The sequence below is a fragment of the Pseudomonas sp. NPDC087615 genome, assembly GCF_044743445.1.
Taxonomy (GTDB): Bacteria; Pseudomonadota; Gammaproteobacteria; order Pseudomonadales; family Pseudomonadaceae; genus Aquipseudomonas; species Aquipseudomonas baetica_A.
This window is the reverse complement of sequence record NZ_JBIUWM010000034.1, coordinates 23350-41573: the sequence shown is the minus strand read 5'-3', so window position 1 is coordinate 41573 and position 18224 is coordinate 23350. Positions and strand designations below refer to the sequence as shown.

Below are 18224 nucleotides of genomic sequence, written 5' to 3'. Positions count from 1 at the left end.
CGGTCACTTGTCCGGGCTGTCGATGGTCAGTTTTTGTAGCGCAGTGGTGCTGCTGGCCAGAGGGCCGCTGCGGCCAACCCACTCACCGGCGGTCGGCTGACCGGCACGGGAGATGCGCGCAACCATTTGGACTTCTGGAAAGTTCGACAGTTTCAACTGCGGCATCATGGCGTCGACATCGCCCAGTTCGACCGTTACCGGCAGATCGGCCACGGTCAGGCGCTTGGCCGCCAGCGGTGCCGGTGGCCCGGACGTGGCGCGGGCGAAAATGAACACGCTGTCGCCCGGTTGCACCTTGTCTTTGAGTTCATTAGCCACATCGACGCGAACCTTAAGCCGTGCGGCGGGCTTGGCAGCCGGTGCCTGGGCGACCTTGCCGCCGCTGGCTTGCAGGCGCTCGGTGGCACGTTCGATCCCGCCTTGCAGCGCTTCGCGGGATTTGTCGCTCGCTGGCAATTGCGCCAGCAAACGGTTCCAGTAGTCGATGGCCTCCTGATAACGCTCGCCTTCGAACGCGGCGATGCCGAGCAGACCAAGGCTGGTGACTTCCTTTGGATCGGCCTTCAGCGCTTCATCGGTCAGGGCCTGGATCTTGCTCGACCATTTTTTGCCATCGGCGAAATACTGCGCCTGCGCCCACTGGCCGAGCAGCTCCGGTTGGCGACCAGCGAGATTGGCGGCACGTTCAAACATCTTCGCCGCGTCCGCCGGACGCTCCTGAGCCATGTAGGTACGACCCAGGAAATACAGACCTTCAGCAGAATCCGGTTGTGCCGCAACGGCACGTTCCAGACGCAGGGTCATTTCTTCCATCGACTGCGGTGCCTGGGCGAATTCGCGGGTCAGTTCGACCTTGTCGGCGGCGCCGAAGTGCAGGTACAGGGCCAAACCCAACACCGGCACCAACACGGCAGCCAGCAGCGGCAACGGTTTACCCAATTTCGAGACACGCGGGGCGGTAACGCCTTCGGTGTCGGCGAGCAATTCACGCGCGGCTTCGGCGCGGCCGCTGTCCATTTGCGCGGCATCCAGCACACCTTCGGCCTGCTGCGATTGCAACTCGGCGACACGTTCCTGATACAACGCAACGTTGAGGGCAGTACGATCCTCTTCACGCTGGGCGCGGCGTTCACGCAATACGGGGATCAGCAGAAAACTCAGGGCGACCAGAAGCAACAGCCCTGCGGCAAGCCAGAAATCAATCATTCTTGGTTTTTATCCAACAGTTGGTCGAGGCGCTGACGCTCTTCGGTAGACAGCGATTGCGGGGTGTCGGCGCGTTGTGCGCGACGTCGGCGGACGATCACCGCGATCACGACGAAACCACCGAGCAGCAGGCCAGCCGGGCCGAACCACAGCAGCGCGGTCTTGGCGTTGAGTGCGGGTTTATAGCGGACGAAATCGCCGTAGCGATCCACCATGAAATCGATGATCTGCTGGTTGTCCTTGCCCTCGCCGAGCATGCGGAAAATCTCTTTGCGCAGGTCAGCGGCAATCGGTGCATTGGAATCGGCGATGTCCTGGTTCTGGCATTTGGGGCAGCGCAGTTCCTTGGTCAGCTCGCGAAAACGCTCGCGATCACCTTCCTTGGCGAACTCGTAGGTGTCGATCGCGGCATGGGCCACACCGACCAGGCTCAAGCCCAACACAATAGCCGATAAAAAACGCTTCATGGCTTGGCCTCATCGACCAGCGCCTGATACTTGGCCGCGAGTTTTTCGCGCCAGACCTGTTCGTCGATCACGCCGACGTACTTGTCGCGAATGATGCCCTTGGCGTCGATGAAGAAGGTTTCCGGCGCGCCGTAGACACCGAGGTTCAGCCCCAGCGAACCTTCGTCATCGCGGATATCGAGCACGTACGGGTTATGGAATTCGGCCAGCCACTTCAAGGCGTCGGCGTTGGTGTCCTTGTAGTTGATCCCGTAGATCACCACGCCGCGCTCGGCCAGTTTGTTCAGCACCGGGTGCTCGACCCGGCAAGAAATGCACCAAGTGCCCCAGACGTTTACAAGGGCGGGTTTGCCGAGGATATCGGCCTTGGTCAGGGTCTTGTCGCCCTGCACCGCCGGCAGGGAAAACTCCGGGAACGGCTTGTTGATCATCGCCGACGGCAGCTCCGCCGGATCGAGGTACAGACCGCGATACAGAAACACCGCCACCAGCAGGAAAAGCGCCAGTGGCACCAGCATCAACCAACGTCTCATGCAGCCGCTCCCGTCATGCCCAGTGCTTCACGCACCTTGGATTTCACCTTGACCCGATAACGTCGATCCAGCGCCGCCAGCAACCCGCCGAAACCGGTCAGCAAGCCACCGAACCAGATCCAACGCACGAACGGTTTGACATGCACACGTACAGCCCAGGCGCCGTTTTCCAGAGGTTCACCGAGGGCGACGTAAAGGTCACGGGTGAAACCGGCGTCGATCCCGGCTTCAGTCATCACCGAGTTCTGCACGGTGTACAGACGTTTTTCCGGGTGCAGCACACTGATTTCCTTGCCGTCACGGATCACCCGAATGGTGCCTTTGTCGGAGGTGAAATTCGGCCCTTCGAAGTGCTTGGCGCCTTCAAACACAAACTGATACCCGGCCAGAGCCATCGACTCGCCCGGCGCCAGACGCAGGTCACGTTCGGCACTGTTCTGGCTCGACAACACCACGCCCAGCGCGCAAACGGCGATGCCGAGGTGGGCGATCTGCATGCCCCAATAACTGCGAGTCAGGGTGGGCAGACCTTTGATCAGACCTTTGTGACGAGTCTTGTCGAAAATGTCACGCACACCGGCAAGCAACACCCACGCGGCGAGCAGGAAGGTCGCGATAACGGCCCAGTTGAAATCGCCGTAAGCGACACCGGCGACCACCGCCAGCGCGACGCTGCCCAGCAACACCGGGGTCAGCATGCTTGCCAGCCATTTCACCGGGGTGTCTTTCCAACGGACGATCACGCCAACCGCCATCACCATCATCAACAACGCCATCAACGGAATGAACAACGCGTTGAAGTACGGCGGGCCGACTGACAGTTTGGCGCCGCTGATGGCATCAAGAATCAGCGGGTACAACGTGCCGAGCAGAATCATCGACGCCGCCACCACCAACACCAGGTTGTTGCCCAGCAGCAGGGTTTCCCGCGACCACAGGTTGAAGCCGACCTGGCTTTTCACCACTGGAGCGCGCAAGGCGAACAGCGTCAGCGAGCCGCCGACCACAAACAGCAGGAAGATCAGGATGAACACACCGCGCTCGGGATCAGAGGCAAATGCGTGTACCGAGGTCAACACGCCGGAACGTACAAGGAACGTACCGAGCAGGCTTAGCGAAAATGCCGCAATCGCCAGCAACACGGTCCAGCTCTTGAACACACCACGTTTTTCCGTGACCGCCAGCGAGTGAATCAACGCGGTGCCGACCAGCCAGGGCATGAACGAGGCGTTTTCCACCGGATCCCAGAACCACCAGCCGCCCCAGCCGAGTTCGTAGTAAGCCCACCACGAACCGAGCGTGATGCCGATGCCGAGGAAGGCCCAGGCGACGATGGTCCATGGCCGCGACCAACGCGCCCACGCGGCATCGAGACGACCCCCCAGCAGTGCGGCGATGGCGAAGGCAAAGGCTACCGAGAAACCGACATACCCCATGTACAGCATCGGCGGATGGACGATCAGGCCAATGTCTTGCAGCAATGGATTGAGGTCGCGACCGTCCGCCGGAATTTGCGGCAGGATGCGCGAGAACGGGTTCGACGTCAGGATCAGAAACAGCAGGAAACCGGTGCTGATCATGCCCATCACCGCCAATACGCGGGCGAGCATGACTTGTGGCAACTGGCGGGAAAATACCGACACGGCGAAGGTCCAGCCGCCTAGGATCAGCGCCCACAACAGCAACGAACCTTCGTGGGCGCCCCACACGGCGCTGAATTTGTAGTACCACGGCAAGGCGCTGTTGGAGTTCATCGCAACGTAGGCCACGGAGAAGTCGTCGGTCATGAAGGCGTAGGTCAGGCAGCCGAAGGCAAACACCAGAAACGCGAACTGACCCCACGCCGCCGGTTGGGCCAGGCCCATCCACAAACGGTCGCCGCGCCAGGCACCGAACAGCGGCACCACGGCCTGCACCAGCGCAAAACACAGCGCCAGAATCATCGCCAGATGACCCAACTCAGGAATAAAAATCGCCGAAGTCATCGATCAACCCTCCTTCGCTTGAGTCGGCGCGGATTGACCGCTGTCTTTCAACGCTTTGGTTACTTCCGGCGGCATGTACTTCTCGTCGTGCTTGGCCAGCACTTCATCGGCGACGACCACGCCATCGGCGTTGATCTTGCCCAGGGCCACGATGCCCTGCCCTTCGCGGAACAGATCCGGGAGGATGCCGCGATAGGTGATGGTCACGGCTTTGTTGAAGTCGGTGACGACGAATTTGACGTCCAGCGAGTCCGGCGAACGTTGCAGCGAGCCCTTCTCGACCATGCCGCCGGCACGGATGCGCGTGTCCTGCGGTGCTTCGCCGTTGGCGATCTGGGTCGGGGTGTAAAACAGATTGATGTTCTGCTGCAGGGCGCTCAAGGCCAGGCCGACGGCAGCGCCGACCCCGACCAGAATGGCCAGAATGATGATCAGACGTTTTTTGCGCAGCGGATTCACTTGCCGTTCTCCCGGCGCAGACGACGCGCCTCTTGTTGCAGATAGTGCTTGCGGGCCGCGATGGGCTTCACCACGTTGTAGATCAGCACCGCCAGACAGATGCCGTAGGCCGACCAGACATACAGGCCATGATGGCCCATGGCGAGGAAGTCGCCGAATGAAGCAAAACTCATCGCGAGGCCTCCAGACTGTTCTGCACTTCTTCTTTGACCCAACTGGCGCGGGCTTCACGTTTGAGCACTTCAAGGCGCATGCGCAGCAACAGCACGGCGCCGAAGAAGCAGTAGAAACCCAGCACCGTCAGCAGCAGCGGCAGCCACATCTCGGCCGGCATCGCCGGTTTTTCGGTGAGGGTGAAGGTCGCGCCCTGGTGCAAGGTGTTCCACCACTCCACCGAGTATTTGATGATCGGGATGTTGATCACGCCGACGATGGCCAGCACCGCGCAGGCCTTGGCGGCGCTGTCGCGGTTGCTGATCGCATTGCCCAATGCGATCACGCCGAAATACAGGAACAGCAGAATCAGCATTGAAGTCAGCCGCGCATCCCAGACCCACCACGAGCCCCAGGTCGGCTTGCCCCAGATCGCCCCGGTCACCAGCGCCACGGCGGTCATCCACGCGCCGATCGGAGCAGCGCATTGCAGGGCAACGTCGGCCAGTTTCATCTTCCACACCAGCCCGACCACACCGCACACCGCCAGCATCACGTAGATCGACTGAGCCAGCATCGCGGCAGGTACGTGGATATAGATGATGCGAAAGCTGTTGCCTTGCTGATAGTCGGGCGGCGCGAAGGCCAAGCCCCAGACCACGCCGACGCCAATCAGCAGCAACGCTGCGATGCTCAGCCACGGCAGCAACTTGCTGCTGATGCCGTAAAACCACTTGGGCGAGCCGAGCTTGTGAAACCAGGTCCAGTTCATACTGTTTCCATCACGGGTGCTCTTCGCTATGAAGCGCTTGGGTCATGCCTTTCTTCAAAAGGAAGTGGTCAAAATTTGACCAGACCCCATTATTATTCGCCGACGCTGATCTTCAGGCCAGCGGCTATTGCAAAGGGTGTCAGGGTGATCGCCAGGGCGGTCAGGCTACCCAACCACAGTAGATACCCGGTCGCCGGCATGCCTTGCAAGGCCGCCTGCAAGGCGCCACTGCCGAGGATCAACACCGGGATGTACAACGGCAGAATCAGCAGCGCCAGCAACAGGCCGCCACGCTTCAAACCGACCGTCAGTGCTGCGCCCACCGCGCCGAGCAAGCTCAGCACCGGTGTACCCAGCAACAACGAAAGCAACAAAACCGGCAGGCACGCAGCAGGCAAACCCAGCATCAACGCCAGCAAGGGCGAGAGCAGAACCAGTGCCAGACCGGAGAAAAGCCAGTGTGCCAGCACCTTGGCCAAGACCAGAAGTGGTAGCGGGTGCGACGAAAGGACCCACTGTTCCAGGGAGCCGTCTTCGAAGTCACTGCGAAACAGCCCGTCCAGCGAGAGCAGGACCGACAAAAGCGCCGCCACCCAGACTAACCCCGGGGACAGGTTTTGCAACACTTGAGTTTCCGGGCCGACGGCCAGCGGGAACAAAGCGATGACGATGGCGAAGAAAATCAGCGGATTGGCCAGTTCCGCCGGGCGGCGAAACAGCAGTCGGGATTCACGGGCAACCAGCAGGCCAAACACACTCATACAGCCCAGTTCCCCAGATCGATGTCGCGATAACCGGCCGGCATCCGGCTCAGTGTGTGGTGTGTGGTCAGTACAACGAGGCCTCCGCGCTCGCAGTGGCTAGCCAGATGCTCTTCGAGTTGCGCCACACCCTGTTTGTCGAGGGCGGTGAAGGGTTCGTCGAGAATCCAAAGTGGAGGGCTGTCGAGATACAAACGCGCCAGCGCCACCCGGCGTTGTTGCCCGGCGGAAAGCGTGTGACAGGGAACATCTTCGAATCCGCGCAATCCTACGGCTGCCAGTGCTTGCCAGATCGACTCGCGTTCGGCGGGTTGATGCAGGGCGCAGAGCCAGGACAGATTTTCTTCCGGGGTCAGCAGATCCTTGATTCCGGCGGCGTGGCCGATCCACAACAGGTTGCGCGCCAGTTCGGCCGGCTGTTCGGTCAAGGGCTGGCCGTTGAGCAACACCTGGCCGCTGGTCGGCTGCATCAAACCGGACAACAACCGCAAAAGACTGGTTTTACCGCTGCCGTTGGGACCGCTGATCTGCACCATATCGCCACTGGCCAGCCTCAATTCGAGATTTTCGAAAAGCAGCCGCAGATCACGTTCACACGCGAGGGCAACAGTTTGCAGGACAGGACTGGTCAAGGGATCACGGGCCTTATACGGTTCAAGTCGGCTCTGGCACGGCCGTTAAAGAGATGCAGCATAGATGCATTGACGGCTCGTTCTAGAGAGCTGCGTCAAACAATTGCTATGTTTTTTGAACGAAGCGCAAGACGGGCGGCATTATACATGCCGTGCCTTACTCTCAAGAGTGCAATTTCCTCAGGTTGTGTCCGCGTATGACAGGCGAAATGAACATCCTCCCGCTCCCGCCAACCACCCCGGCGAATGCTCGCCCGCAGGTGGTCAGTGGCGAGTTGCTCAAGCTGATAACGCCGATTGAAGGGTTGATTGCCGCCGGTCAAAGCGCTAAGGCCGAGGTGTTGTCGCTCAAGCAAGCGGATCAGACCTTTCAGTTGTTGCTCAAGGTGACGCTGGACAGCGGCCGTCAGACCACCGTACAGGCCAGCAGCAACCTGCCATTGCCGCAAGGCACCAGTCTGGCGATCACTCAGCCGTCGGCGGGCAATCTGGCGATTACCGTGCAGCAGGCGATTGCTAGCAGCGTCGCCACCCTCACCCGCATCGATACCGCGCAATTGCCGGTCGGCACGTTGCTACAGGGCAAAGTGGTGACTTCGCAGGCGTTGCCGCAGGCACCGGGGCAAGCGACGGTTTTTCGTTCGATGGTCAGCCTGCTCAATACCGCGCTAAGCGGCAGTACATTGACTGTCGACAGCCCGCAGCCGCTGCGCATCGGCACCATGCTTTCGGCACGGGTTCAGGATTCACAAACCCTCAAATTCGTACCGCTGAGCAGTCGTCAGGAGCAATTGGCGGTGAGCCAGCAACTGGTCGCTCAGCAAAGCCGCCAAGGTTCGCTGGATGGATTGCTGAAGGTGCTGCAAAACCTGCCGCCAGCCACCGATCAGACGTCGGCGGATTTGCGCGCCGCCGTCAACAAACTGCTCGCGGGCCTGCCGGATGTGCAGCAAATGAGCACGGCCAAAGGCGTTGCCTTGGCGCTGGCCAACAGCGGCGCTTTCCTCGAAGCGAAACTGCTGACCGGACAAACCCCGACGCTGGCTCCGGACATGAAAGCCGATCTGCTCAAGCTGATCGCGCAACTGACGCCGGGGCTGCCGAGCAGTACCAGTTTCAACGCTATCCTCGCCGCCAACACACTGGCGCAAGCGCTGCCGAGCTTCGTGCGCAACGCCCTCGGCACCCTCGGCCAAGTCAGCGCCAAACCGGTGCCCAGCGGCTTTCCGCTGCCCGACCGTTTGCTGCAAAGCCTGGAAGGCGAAGGTGATCTGGAGCAACTGCTGCGCCTGGCGGCCGCTGCGGTTTCGCGCCTGCAAAGCCATCAGTTGTCGAGTCTGGAACAGACCGGCGTCACCGACGACGGCCGCCTGCTCAGCACCTGGCAACTGGAAATCCCCATGCGTAACCTGCAGGACATCGTGCCGCTGCAGGTCAAGTTCCAGCGCGAAGAAGCGCCAGAGAAAGAACCGCAACCCAACGAACGCCGCGATGAGCGCGAACCCAGGCAACAACTGTGGCGCGTCGATCTGGCGTTCGACATGGAACCGCTCGGGCCAATGCAGATTCAGGCGCAGTTGATCAGTGGCAGCCTGTCGAGTCAGCTCTGGGCCGAACGCCCTTACACTGCTGACCTGATCGAAAACAATCTGTTCGCGCTACGCCAGCGCCTGCTGGATCGCGGCTTGAACGTCGGCGATCTCGACTGCCACCACGGCACCCCGCCGCAAGGCAACCAAACCCGTCTCGACCACCGCTGGGTTGATGAAACTGCATGAATGACGCCACAGTTCCACGCCAGGCCATCGCCCTCAAATACGACGGCAACCACGCCCCGACCCTCACCGCCAAGGGTGACGAGGAACTGGCCGAAGAGATCCTGCGCATTGCGCGCGATTGCGAAGTGCCGATTTATGAAAACGCTGAACTGGTGCGCTTGCTGGCGCGCATGGAACTGGGCGACAGCATTCCCGAAGAGCTGTATCGCACCATTGCCGAGATCATCGCGTTTGCGTGGCATCTGAAGGGAAAATTCCCCGAGGGGCAGGATCCGGAGGCGCCGATGGTCGAGAAAGATATAACTGCGCGGGGAGATGATTATTGACCCCGTGCGCCTGACTCAAGGCAGCTCATTGCTATACACCGTTCGTCGCGACTGTCAGATCTGACAGTTGCGCCAAAAACCTCCGCTGTCGCCAGATGGGCTGACAGCGCCGCCTGAATGATTCCCGGCGCTACCTTAGACAGGAGCGCTTCAATGACAACCTTCAAAGCAGATGAAAGCGTCGCGGGCGGCGATGCACAGGAACTTGGCGCACCGATTATCCCCTCACGGATTTCACCCATCGATGGCAATGAGGGCTATCACGGCGGCATTGGCGCCGAGGCACTGAGTAAGGACCTGCTCGTTATCGTTGATCCTTGGCCAGACAATGGACTGGGCCAAAGTTGCCAGCTCTTCTGGGACGACGATCAAACTCCAATCCGCACGGAAATCATCGATACACCCGAAGAGCTCACTGAACCACTTCAACTTTATATACCGGCCACTCAAATCAAGGACGGCAGCGCATACCCGGTTTTTTATCGCGTGACACGCCCTAGCGGGAACGATAGCGACTCTTTCAAACTTAACATTCTGGTCAAGCGCACGCTGCCGGGGGGCATTCTCGACAAACCCGAACCGCTCGGTCATCCCGGACTACGTTACGCCTTCATTCCGGATATCAAAGATGGCGTCGATAGCGAAATGGCGAAGCAAGGTATTGCCATGCGTATCGAGCCCTATGAAAACATCACTGTATTCGACCGCATCGTCGCGCGCTGGGGTAATGAAGAACAAGTAACTCATTATCCCGTTACTGCCGAGCAAATCAGCGACCCGCAAAACCATCCGATTCTGCTCATGTTCGATGAACAACTGATCAAACGCGTGGGTGACGGGAAGCATTCGATTACCTATCAGGTAATCGACCGCTGTGGGAACCGTCCGCATGTGCATGCCCGTTGGTCAATTGCCACAGAAGTCAGCGTAAATGTTAACCGTATCCCGGCACCGAGCGTGACAGGTGATCAGGATGGCGTACTGGATCCTGCATACGTCAAGGATATCCAGGTTGTCGCCTCCGGTGTCGGTCTGGCCAACGGCGACAATGTGCTAGTTCACTGGCAAGGACGGGAGGAGCGCGAAACGGCCCCCCAGACGTATTCAGGAAGAGGAACCCTGGAGTTTCCGATCCCACTCGCCTGGGCCAACGAAAGCGACCAGAGTGCTGTCAGTATCACCCTGCGTGTGGACCGTGCAGGAACAAACCTTGTGTCCGAATCGAAACCTTTAGTGATCAAAACCACAATCAAGCTCGAGCCGCCCAAGCTTTTGGAGGCTTATGGCGCCAATGGCGACCGCTTGAAAATGTCCGACATCTATGAAGCAAGACACGTAACGGTTCAGGTTCAACAATATGTGGGAATGGCAGTCGGGCAAACCATCCGTGTCCGATGGGACTCAGCACGTTACGTCTATGACAGTGCTATCACGCCGGTTACCAGCGTTGGCGCCATGAATTTAACGGTCCCGCGACTTGAAGTTGTGGACTCTATTGGCAGTACCGTTCCCGTCAGTTTCACGGTGCGTACCTACCCCAACGGCCCTCTCCATCGATCTGATCCACTGCCGCTGGCCGTTGACGCTCAAGCTTTTTTTCTGCCCCCCCCAAGACTTACTCCGGATTTGACCACTGTCACTGTGCGCTACCCGGCAATGGCCGACGGATACCAAGCGCGCGTCCGCTTGGGCGGAGTCTTTACGCGCAAAACAGCATGGCAGGACATGAAAACCGGAATCACTGCAGAGTTCTCGATCCCGCCATCGTGGCGGGAAGAAAACAAAGGGAAAACCGTGCTGATCAACTACAGCGTCAATCGGCGCAACATTGATGAGCAAAGCCAGTTCTCTCAGGTATTAAGAGTCGACTTATAAACGCTTAATCCAATTTTCGCTATTCAAACGGAGTTAAAACCATGAACACTGAACTCAAGACGTTCAACCTCATTGCACCCAAGGTACTTGAGGCCTATGGCGCTGACGGCAAGCGCTTGAATTTCAACGACGTCTATAACAACACACACGTTAATGTGCAGGTGCCCCACTACGTTGGCATGCTCAACGGCCATCAAGTGAGAGTACGCTGGACAAACGGTCGATATAAATATGACACCGAAACACTGACTGTCGGGACTCCCGGAACACTGACTTTCAAAATCCCCCGCTTTGAAGTCATTGATTCGATTGGTAGCCTTGTGACAGTCAACTTCAGCGTTCGCCTCACACCTGGTACACCGCTGATCATTTCCAAATCGCTTTCGTTACAGGTAGACCCGCAAAAGTTCGATCTCACCGAACCCAAACTTTCGGCCGACATGAAAAACCTGACCGTCAAATTCCTCAACATGGCTCCCGGGTATACTGTCCAGGTCAGGTGGCACGGTGTGGTAGTGCGGGAGACCGAAATCCAGCCCATTCAAAACAGTTCATCAATGACCTTTGCTATTCCAACAAGCTGGAAATCAGAGAATGCAGGAAGAACCGTACTCATCAACTACAGCGTTCATCAATCTGGTTCGAATGCCAATCTTATGTTTTCTCGCTTGTTGCGTGTCACGTTTTGAGGAATGAAAGACAATAACAAAAGGCACAGAATGCAGATAAGCTGCGCTCTGTGCCTTGAGCTTTGAGCTTTGACATATAACCACACCGGCGTTTGCGATTGGCATTCACGTTCAGCAATTGACCGACGACTCACTGAAATCGATGCTTGCCAACAACAGACACTGACTGTTCTTCAATATGAAAACTGAATATTGCTACGTCCTCCTCAAAAACCACTCGTATAACAGGCATGTAATCATTTGTCTGTTCAAAGTAGTCTACCTGCATAAACTGAGCACCGGCTAGCGCGGCAGTCGGGTTGTCGGAAGACACATAGAAAAAAGCCTCCAATGGAAGTTTCCCTGGAATACCCACAGGCCAGGCCGCCGTAACGATTTCATTCGGGTAATCCAGATCCTCATCAAACTCAAAGTGACTTCGACTTTGTAGAAAGATGGTGAACTGGTCTTTTTCTGCCCCTAACCCACACTGGTGAAAACTCCGCTGCGCCGTTCCCCTTACAGCGTGATAATGAGTTTTCCAAGCGTCCAAGGTCAAAATCCCCATGGCTTTACAGGAATCCCCCTCTTGCGGGTAGTAATCATGGCGCCCACATGACTGTTCCCTGTAAGTACCCGTCGCGCCGTCCACTGGAAAAGCACATCGCACCGTAATAGGTTGCGAATTTGATTTGATGGCAAACTTCATTGCCTTGAATATAAAGCCTATTTTCTCCGAATGATAAAGACCTTTCATCTTCAAGTCTTTACGAAGGAAAGAAAAAGAAACGCCATCACGTGATATAGACCCACCACTGGGGTCCCAAGCATGGTAGTTCGACGTCGCCTTTGTGGCTCTGACCAGGATGCCGTTGCAAAAATAAGCGGCCTGACCGGAACAATCATTCGAAACGTTCGAGAAACGGGCATTCATCTGTTCCGCCACCAATTGCCCATACACCTGATCGGCTGTAGAGAAACTAAACACATTCTTGTCGATCGCCGCCAGGTTCAACTTTACGATAGGTATATACAACGACGTCTCCAGATAATATTCCCGCTGAAACTTCTGCGCTTCCGCCAATTTGGCGGGCGTCGACGCATCGTAAAACAGTGCCTCCAATGGAAGTTTTTCAGGTTTCCTCTCATCCCAGGTTTGAACCAGAACCTCCATGGGCTTGGCGGTCCAGGCATCGTCTACCAGTTTATGCGCTTCAAGACTGGCCTTGAATTGTGCAGGGACCACCGTACTTAACGAGCATTGGTTCTTTGGCAAAGAACTGTGTTCCTTGAAGTTCTTCAACCAAGCCGATGCCGTTGTTGCCGGAACCGCCAACTTTGCACAGTTGGCTAGATCCGTGTCGAGTTGAGCAGCCTTCGGCGCAAACCCACAGCCGTGATCCGTACGAACATCCAGTGACTCAGTTGGGAACGGAAAAATACAGCGCAGACTGAGGGCCTTACCCGCCGCCAGTGCCGAGGTCTGATCCTTCAAGATAAAACCGCCTTTTCTGTTTCCGTTCAATGTCGTACTACCCACATCAGAACGAATATAAGTAAAAGCAACCGACCCCAGCTTTGTCGCCTGCGACCCGTAATCCCAAAACTTGAAGAACGTACTGTAATCCACACCTCGTAAAAGCACCCCAGAGCAATAATAAACGGGTGTTCCGTTAGAACACTGCGCCACATCGCTCTTATATTTCGCATTCAAATCCGTTACCAACGCTTGGCCGGACATCGCATTGACAGTGGCAGCAAACCACATTGCTATAAACAATAAATATTTCATGCTCAGACTCCGACGAGTTGAAATTCATCTCGAGTATGTTGAGTACCACAAAGCGCTAGCTACTGTCAGACCTGACAGTCCCGACAATCGGTCATAAGTGTCTGAACTAAAGTATCTCAGCCTTCAGCAAAGCCTTTAGACGCGTAACAACTGACAGCAGCTAAACCGTACAGAATGAGGATCGAATACATTCTGCACCTTTACACTTTTTAAAATCGGATATGGCCGCCGAGGTCAACGCCCAGACAAATTGACGACCTGATCCACCTCGTGATAACTGAATGCTGAAGTAGCACCTGCAGACAAATCCACCCTTATTACCGGCAGTAAATCACCCGTCGTATTGAAGTAGTCTTGTTGCATATATTTGGCACCTGTCACCCCTGCACCGCCACCTTGATGCTGCAAATAGAAAAACGCATACAGCGGCAACTGTTTTGGAATATCCTGCGGCCACAGCGAAAGGATTATCTCATTATGAGACGGGCGCTCTTCTGCCGGTGGCTCAAAATGATCCCGAGCCAGGAGGCTAATAGTAAACTGCTCAATACTGCCGGCGAAGCCACACTGATGCTCATTTCTATTTGAAAAAGAGCCCGAGCCGGCAACGGCCCGATAATGTGTCTTCCACTTATCGAGTGTCGTCACCCCCTCTTCCAGGCAAGAGCGACTATTCGTCGGGTAAGAACGGTGAACCCCACAACCACCTAAGCCCGCGCGATGCCAGCTTGCGGCATCTGTAGGAAAAGAACACAAAAGTGTGATCGGATAAGTGCCAAGTCTTTCCGCAGTGGCAAAATCTTTAAAAATGAACCCATGAAGATCTCCCCACGCCAAGATAGTGATTCCTAAATCCTTACGCAAGTAAGAAAAAGGAACACCTTTCTTATCGATTGCCGTGGGACTTGGATTCCAGGAATGGTAAGACGGTTTTGCCCCAGTGGTACGCACCATCACGCCGCTACAATAATAAGCCGCCTTCCCACTGCAATTATTTGAAAGATTGTTGTATCGACTATTTAATCTTTCTGCTACTAGCTGCCCAAATCTTTGATCTTTTTCATCAAAACTGAATACTTCCTGATTTGCTGCTCTGATATTCATCTTGACGATCGGCACATACAAAGAGGTCTCAAGATAATAATCACGCTGAAATTTCTGAGCATCCACCAACATGGCGGGCGTCAATGCGTCGTAAAACAGCGCCTCCAATGGAAGTTTTTCAGGTTTGCTCTCATCCCAGGTTTGAACCAAAACCTCCGTGGGCTTGGCGGTCCAGACAGCGTCCACCAGTTTATGCGCTTCAAGACTGGCCTTGAATTGTGTGGCGACCACCGTACTTAACGAGCATTGATTCTTTGGCAGAGAGTTGTGTTCTTCGAAGTTCTTCAACCAAGCCGATGCCGTTGTTGCCGGAACCGCCAACTTTGCACAATTGGCTAGATCCATGTCGAGTTGAGCAGCCTTCGGCGCGAACCCACAACCGTGATCTGCCCGCTCATTGAGTGATTCGCTTGGGAAGGGGAAAATACAACGCAGATTCAGGGCCTTACCCGCCGCCAATGCCGAAGTCTGATCTTTCAAGATAAAACCGCTTTTCCTGTTTCCGTTCAATGTTGTACTACCCACATCAGAACGAATATAAGTGAAAGCGACCGACCCCAGCGTTGTCGCCTGCGATCCGTAATCCCAAAACTTGAAGGACGTGCTGTAATCCACGGCTCGCAAAAGCACGCCGGAGCAATAATACGCGGGGGTTCCGTTCGAACACTGCGCCACATTGCTCTTATATTTCGCGTTCAAATCCGTTACCAACGCCTGGCCGGACATGGCATTGACAGTGGTTGCAAAGCAGATTGTTAAAAACAACAAAAATCTCATATCCATACTCCTACGATTTGAGTTTCATCTTGAGTATGTTGAGTGTCAAAGAACTCTATCTACTGTCAGATCTGACAGTCCCGACAAACGGTTATTGGCCCCCTAAACAAAAAAAATCGCAGCTTCGGCAGCGCCTACATTGGAATGAATTTCCCTGTAGGCGCTGCCGAAGCTGCGATCTCTTGATCTTGCTTGCCGCTCGAAACTCGAAGCTTCTAGCTGCTTTTGTGCAACTTACGCATCAACTGCGCCTCAGCCTGGGTCAACCCACAGGACTGAGTCAGCTCATCAACACTCGCGCCCATACCCACCAGTTTCGCCGCCTGGGCGAACGATAGGCTGGAGGGGTCGCGCTGTTCCAACTGAACAATCTTGTCCGGCAAAGGACCGACTACCGCGCGCAACTCGTGCAGGGCTTCACCCATGCGCACGTTGCCGTTCTGGTAATCATCGACACGCTTGGCAAGCTCTTTGATGCGCTGATCACGCAGCGCATCGCCCTGAGCCTGTTGTGCCGCGATAACCTTTTGCGCCTTGATGTACGCCAGAAACATTGCCAGCGTGCCCGCCCAGAAAAGGAACAGGACAATGACCGCCACCTCAAGAATCAATCAGATGCTCTCCAGTTCCGACCATTCTTCTTCGCTCATCATCTTGTCCAGCTCGACCAGGATCAGCAACTCGTTGTTCTTGTTGCACACGCCCTGGATGAACTTGGCCGATTCTTCGTTACCGACGTTCGGTGCAGTTTCGATTTCCGACTGACGCAGGTAAACCACTTCGGCCACGCTGTCGACCATGATGCCAACCACTTGCTTGTCGGCTTCGATGATGACGATACGGGTGTTGTCGCTGATCTCGCCGGTGCTCAGGCCGAAGCGCTGGCGGGTGTCGATCACGGTGACCACGTTACCGCGCAGGTTGATGATGCCCAGTACGTAGCTTGGCGCACCCGGCACCGGAGCGATCTCGGTGTAGCGCAGCACTTCCTGAACGCGCATCACGTTGATGCCGTAGGTTTCGTTGTCCAGTTTGAAGGTCACCCATTGCAGGATCGGATCTTCAGAACCTTTTGCATTCGTCGCCTGACTACTCATACCCTGACCCCTCGAAAAAACCGCACTGGGCGGTGTGTGTTCTGTGTGGTGGCATTCAACAATGCCATCGCCTACTTGTTATGTCGGCTGCTATGTCGGTTTATGTAGCGGCTTGTTGCCGCCCAATTGCTTTGCCCCGCCGCTGGCGATCAATTCGGCCAGTGCGGAAACGTCAAGCAATGCACACATGTGCTCAATCACCGTGCCGGCGAGCCATGGCCGCTGACCCCGGTGACTTCTCCATTTGATTTCATTCGGATCCAGACGCAACGAGCGACTGACCTGATGCACCGCCAGGCCCCACTCGTAACCTTGTACCGAAATCACGTACTGCAAGCCCTGACGGAAATCATCGCGATAGCGATCCGGCATGACCCACCGCGCGGTATCGAGAACTTTCAGGTTTCCAGCCTGACTCGGCAGGATCCCGAGAAACCATTCTGGCTGACCGAACAGCGGCGTCAGCTCGTGACCGGCCAGCGAATAGATCGAACCGAGGCACACCAGCGGCACCGCCAGCGTCAATCCGGCAACGTCGAACAGCAAACATTCGAAAGCTTCCGATGCCCACGCTGGACGGCCGTCGGTTTCCACCGGTGGCGGTGTGTTGCTCGGCGGCAGATGCACTTCAACCAGTGGCGGCACCAGCGTCTGTTCGACGGGTGCGGGGACGACCGGTGCAGGCTCGATCACTGCCGGTTCTGGCGCGGTCTTGAGCAATTGGGTTTGCAGCAGCGGTGCCAACGTCGAAACCGATGCGCGAACCGGTTCGGCCTCTTCGATCAACGCCACTGGCGCCTTGGCGACGGGTGCAACGGCACGCACGGCAACAGGCGCAACAGCTTTTTGCGCATCACGCGCCTGTTCTTCCAGTACCGCCGCCTGAAATTCATCCAACGCTTCAGCGCTTTCAATCACCTCAGGCTGCGCCGCCACCTGCGCCGGCAATTCGTCGGGAATGTCCTCCAACAAACTGTCCAGATAAGACTGCAAAGCCAACTGCGGCTTGGACGTCAACTTCACCGGCCGATTCATGCTCAGGCCACCTGCGGAACAAGTTGTTGCGCCAGCAGATGCTTGAGCAACGCGCGGTAGGCCAGCACGCCACGGCTCTTGCCGTCGAATTGCGAAGGCGTGACACCGGCACGGCTGGCATCGCGCAGACGAGTATCGACCGGGATGTAACCCTGCCAGATCTCGTCCGGAAATTTGTCGCGCAGCACGCGCAAGGTGCCCAGCGACGCCTGGGTGCGGCGGTCAAACAGGGTCGGCACGATGCTGAACGGCAGCGCCTGTTTGCGCGAGCGGTTGATCATCGCCAGGGTGTTGACCATGCGCTCCAGGCCTTTGACCGCCAGATGCTCGGTCTGCACCGGAATCACCAGTTGCTGGCTCGCCGCGAGGGCGTTGACCATCAGCACGCCGAGCAAAGGTGGGCTGTCGATCACGGCGTAATCGAAATCCTGCCACAACTGCGCCAGACTCTTGGCGATCACCAGCCCCAGACCACTCTGCCCCGGCGACTGACGCTCAAGGGTCGCGAGTGCGGTGCTGGATGGCAACAGGGAAATACGTTCGTCACTGGTCGACAGCAGCAACTGCCCCGGCAGGCCTTGCGGCACGGTGCCCTTGTGCAGAAACAGGTCGTAGTTGCTGTGTTCCAGACTGTCGGGGTCATAGCCGAAATAGCTGGTCATCGAGCCGTGCGGGTCGAGATCGACCACAACCACGCGCTTGCCCGCCTCGGCCAGCAATCCGGCTAAAGCGATGGAAGATGTGGTTTTACCAACACCACCCTTTTGATTGGCGACTGCCCAGACTCTCATTCGGTTCGTTCCT

19 protein-coding genes are annotated in these 18224 nt (G+C 56.7%); 4 read left to right on the top strand and 15 right to left on the bottom strand.

Annotated elements, in window-relative coordinates:
• Nucleotides 1-3 precede the first annotated feature (3 nt).
• From ccmI to ccmA, 9 genes are all read right to left on the bottom strand, one after another.
• On the bottom strand, nucleotides 4-1206 hold the full coding sequence (gene ccmI, locus ACIOU6_RS17600) for a c-type cytochrome biogenesis protein CcmI (protein ID WP_401138289.1): 1203 nt from the start codon (nucleotides 1204-1206) through the stop codon (nucleotides 4-6).
• Nucleotides 1203-1673, bottom strand: a complete 471-nt coding sequence (locus ACIOU6_RS17595) for a cytochrome c-type biogenesis protein (RefSeq protein ID WP_401138286.1) — start codon at nucleotides 1671-1673, stop codon at nucleotides 1203-1205. Before ACIOU6_RS17595 ends, ccmI begins: the two co-directional genes overlap by 4 nt.
• A complete protein-coding gene (locus ACIOU6_RS17590; RefSeq protein WP_401138283.1) occupies nucleotides 1670-2206 on the bottom strand; it encodes a DsbE family thiol:disulfide interchange protein in 537 nt (178 codons plus the stop codon). Before ACIOU6_RS17590 ends, ACIOU6_RS17595 begins: the two co-directional genes overlap by 4 nt.
• Nucleotides 2203-4191 (bottom strand): heme lyase CcmF/NrfE family subunit, encoded by a 1989-nt coding sequence (locus tag ACIOU6_RS17585; RefSeq protein ID WP_401138280.1) that lies wholly within the window; start codon nucleotides 4189-4191, stop codon nucleotides 2203-2205. The genes ACIOU6_RS17590 and ACIOU6_RS17585 overlap by 4 nt, the downstream gene beginning before the upstream one ends.
• A gap of 3 nt (nucleotides 4192-4194) precedes the next feature.
• On the bottom strand, nucleotides 4195-4650 hold the full coding sequence (gene ccmE, locus ACIOU6_RS17580; RefSeq protein WP_187677404.1) for a cytochrome c maturation protein CcmE: 456 nt from the start codon (nucleotides 4648-4650) through the stop codon (nucleotides 4195-4197).
• The gene (gene ccmD / locus ACIOU6_RS17575; protein WP_221731948.1) at nucleotides 4647-4823 is read right to left on the bottom strand and encodes a heme exporter protein CcmD; all 177 of its coding nucleotides are present in this window, start codon (nucleotides 4821-4823) and stop codon (nucleotides 4647-4649) included. Before ccmD ends, ccmE begins: the two co-directional genes overlap by 4 nt.
• Entirely contained in the window at nucleotides 4820-5575 is a 756-nt protein-coding gene (locus ACIOU6_RS17570) for a heme ABC transporter permease (RefSeq protein ID WP_221731949.1), read from the bottom strand. Before ACIOU6_RS17570 ends, ccmD begins: the two co-directional genes overlap by 4 nt.
• Before the next feature lie 92 nt (nucleotides 5576-5667).
• Nucleotides 5668-6336: a heme exporter protein CcmB gene (ccmB, locus tag ACIOU6_RS17565; RefSeq protein WP_007919970.1), complete on the bottom strand. Its 669-nt coding sequence runs from the start codon at nucleotides 6334-6336 to the stop codon at nucleotides 5668-5670.
• Nucleotides 6333-6968: a cytochrome c biogenesis heme-transporting ATPase CcmA gene (ccmA, locus tag ACIOU6_RS17560; protein WP_221731950.1), complete on the bottom strand. Its 636-nt coding sequence runs from the start codon at nucleotides 6966-6968 to the stop codon at nucleotides 6333-6335. The genes ccmB and ccmA overlap by 4 nt, the downstream gene beginning before the upstream one ends.
• 197 nt (nucleotides 6969-7165) lie before the next feature.
• On the opposite strand from ccmA, the gene ACIOU6_RS17555 reads away from it, so the two are divergent.
• The 4 genes from ACIOU6_RS17555 to ACIOU6_RS17540 all read left to right on the top strand — a co-directional run bounded on the left by ACIOU6_RS17555 (nucleotide 7166) and on the right by ACIOU6_RS17540 (nucleotide 11636).
• Nucleotides 7166-8746 (top strand): flagellar hook-length control protein FliK, encoded by a 1581-nt coding sequence (locus tag ACIOU6_RS17555; RefSeq protein WP_401138275.1) that lies wholly within the window; start codon nucleotides 7166-7168, stop codon nucleotides 8744-8746.
• Entirely contained in the window at nucleotides 8743-9072 is a 330-nt protein-coding gene (locus ACIOU6_RS17550) for an EscU/YscU/HrcU family type III secretion system export apparatus switch protein (RefSeq protein WP_401138272.1), read from the top strand. The genes ACIOU6_RS17555 and ACIOU6_RS17550 overlap by 4 nt, the downstream gene beginning before the upstream one ends.
• A gap of 153 nt (nucleotides 9073-9225) precedes the next feature.
• A complete protein-coding gene (locus ACIOU6_RS17545; RefSeq protein WP_401138269.1) occupies nucleotides 9226-10947 on the top strand; it encodes a hypothetical protein in 1722 nt (573 codons plus the stop codon).
• A 41-nt stretch (nucleotides 10948-10988) separates the two neighbouring features.
• Nucleotides 10989-11636 (top strand): hypothetical protein, encoded by a 648-nt coding sequence (locus ACIOU6_RS17540; protein ID WP_401138266.1) that lies wholly within the window; start codon nucleotides 10989-10991, stop codon nucleotides 11634-11636.
• Nucleotides 11637-11766: 130 nt separating this feature from the next.
• On the opposite strand, the gene ACIOU6_RS17535 is transcribed toward ACIOU6_RS17540, so the two are convergent.
• The 6 genes from ACIOU6_RS17535 to ACIOU6_RS17510 all read right to left on the bottom strand — a co-directional run bounded on the left by ACIOU6_RS17535 (nucleotide 11767) and on the right by ACIOU6_RS17510 (nucleotide 18211).
• Nucleotides 11767-13407, bottom strand: a complete 1641-nt coding sequence (locus ACIOU6_RS17535) for a hypothetical protein (protein ID WP_401138263.1) — start codon at nucleotides 13405-13407, stop codon at nucleotides 11767-11769.
• Nucleotides 13408-13641: 234 nt separating this feature from the next.
• The gene (locus ACIOU6_RS17530; protein WP_401138261.1) at nucleotides 13642-15288 is read right to left on the bottom strand and encodes a hypothetical protein; all 1647 of its coding nucleotides are present in this window, start codon (nucleotides 15286-15288) and stop codon (nucleotides 13642-13644) included.
• A 215-nt stretch (nucleotides 15289-15503) separates the two neighbouring features.
• Entirely contained in the window at nucleotides 15504-15899 is a 396-nt protein-coding gene (locus ACIOU6_RS17525) for a DUF2802 domain-containing protein (RefSeq protein WP_221731953.1), read from the bottom strand.
• A complete protein-coding gene (locus tag ACIOU6_RS17520; RefSeq protein WP_095050193.1) occupies nucleotides 15900-16385 on the bottom strand; it encodes a chemotaxis protein CheW in 486 nt (161 codons plus the stop codon). It lies immediately after the preceding gene.
• Between the two features lie 90 nt (nucleotides 16386-16475).
• The gene (locus ACIOU6_RS17515) at nucleotides 16476-17420 is read right to left on the bottom strand and encodes a CheW domain-containing protein (RefSeq protein WP_221731954.1); all 945 of its coding nucleotides are present in this window, start codon (nucleotides 17418-17420) and stop codon (nucleotides 16476-16478) included.
• Between the two features lie 2 nt (nucleotides 17421-17422).
• Entirely contained in the window at nucleotides 17423-18211 is a 789-nt protein-coding gene (locus tag ACIOU6_RS17510; protein ID WP_187677397.1) for a ParA family protein, read from the bottom strand.
• Nucleotides 18212-18224: the final 13 nt, after the last annotated feature.

Excerpts from the sequence above, each read along its gene's own strand:
- ccmI (WP_401138289.1), bottom strand. The coding sequence starts at position 1,206 with ATGATTGATTTCTGGCTTGCCGCAGGGCTGTTGCTTCTGGTCGCCCTG.
- ACIOU6_RS17595 (WP_401138286.1), bottom strand. The coding sequence starts at position 1,673 with ATGAAGCGTTTTTTATCGGCTATTGTGTTGGGCTTGAGCCTGGTCGGT.
- ACIOU6_RS17590 (WP_401138283.1), bottom strand. The coding sequence starts at position 2,206 with ATGAGACGTTGGTTGATGCTGGTGCCACTGGCGCTTTTCCTGCTGGTG.
- ACIOU6_RS17585 (WP_401138280.1), bottom strand. The coding sequence starts at position 4,191 with ATGACTTCGGCGATTTTTATTCCTGAGTTGGGTCATCTGGCGATGATT.
- ccmD (WP_221731948.1), bottom strand. The coding sequence starts at position 4,823 with ATGAGTTTTGCTTCATTCGGCGACTTCCTCGCCATGGGCCATCATGGC.
- ACIOU6_RS17570 (WP_221731949.1), bottom strand. The coding sequence starts at position 5,575 with ATGAACTGGACCTGGTTTCACAAGCTCGGCTCGCCCAAGTGGTTTTAC.
- ccmB (WP_007919970.1), bottom strand. The coding sequence starts at position 6,336 with ATGAGTGTGTTTGGCCTGCTGGTTGCCCGTGAATCCCGACTGCTGTTT.
- ACIOU6_RS17555 (WP_401138275.1), top strand. The coding sequence starts at position 7,166 with ATGACAGGCGAAATGAACATCCTCCCGCTCCCGCCAACCACCCCGGCG.
- ACIOU6_RS17550 (WP_401138272.1), top strand. The coding sequence starts at position 8,743 with ATGAATGACGCCACAGTTCCACGCCAGGCCATCGCCCTCAAATACGAC.
- ACIOU6_RS17545 (WP_401138269.1), top strand. The coding sequence starts at position 9,226 with ATGACAACCTTCAAAGCAGATGAAAGCGTCGCGGGCGGCGATGCACAG.
- ACIOU6_RS17540 (WP_401138266.1), top strand. The coding sequence starts at position 10,989 with ATGAACACTGAACTCAAGACGTTCAACCTCATTGCACCCAAGGTACTT.
- ACIOU6_RS17535 (WP_401138263.1), bottom strand. The coding sequence starts at position 13,407 with ATGAAATATTTATTGTTTATAGCAATGTGGTTTGCTGCCACTGTCAAT.
- ACIOU6_RS17530 (WP_401138261.1), bottom strand. The coding sequence starts at position 15,288 with ATGAGATTTTTGTTGTTTTTAACAATCTGCTTTGCAACCACTGTCAAT.
- ACIOU6_RS17520 (WP_095050193.1), bottom strand. The coding sequence starts at position 16,385 with ATGAGTAGTCAGGCGACGAATGCAAAAGGTTCTGAAGATCCGATCCTG.
- ACIOU6_RS17515 (WP_221731954.1), bottom strand. The coding sequence starts at position 17,420 with ATGAATCGGCCGGTGAAGTTGACGTCCAAGCCGCAGTTGGCTTTGCAG.
- ACIOU6_RS17510 (WP_187677397.1), bottom strand. The coding sequence starts at position 18,211 with ATGAGAGTCTGGGCAGTCGCCAATCAAAAGGGTGGTGTTGGTAAAACC.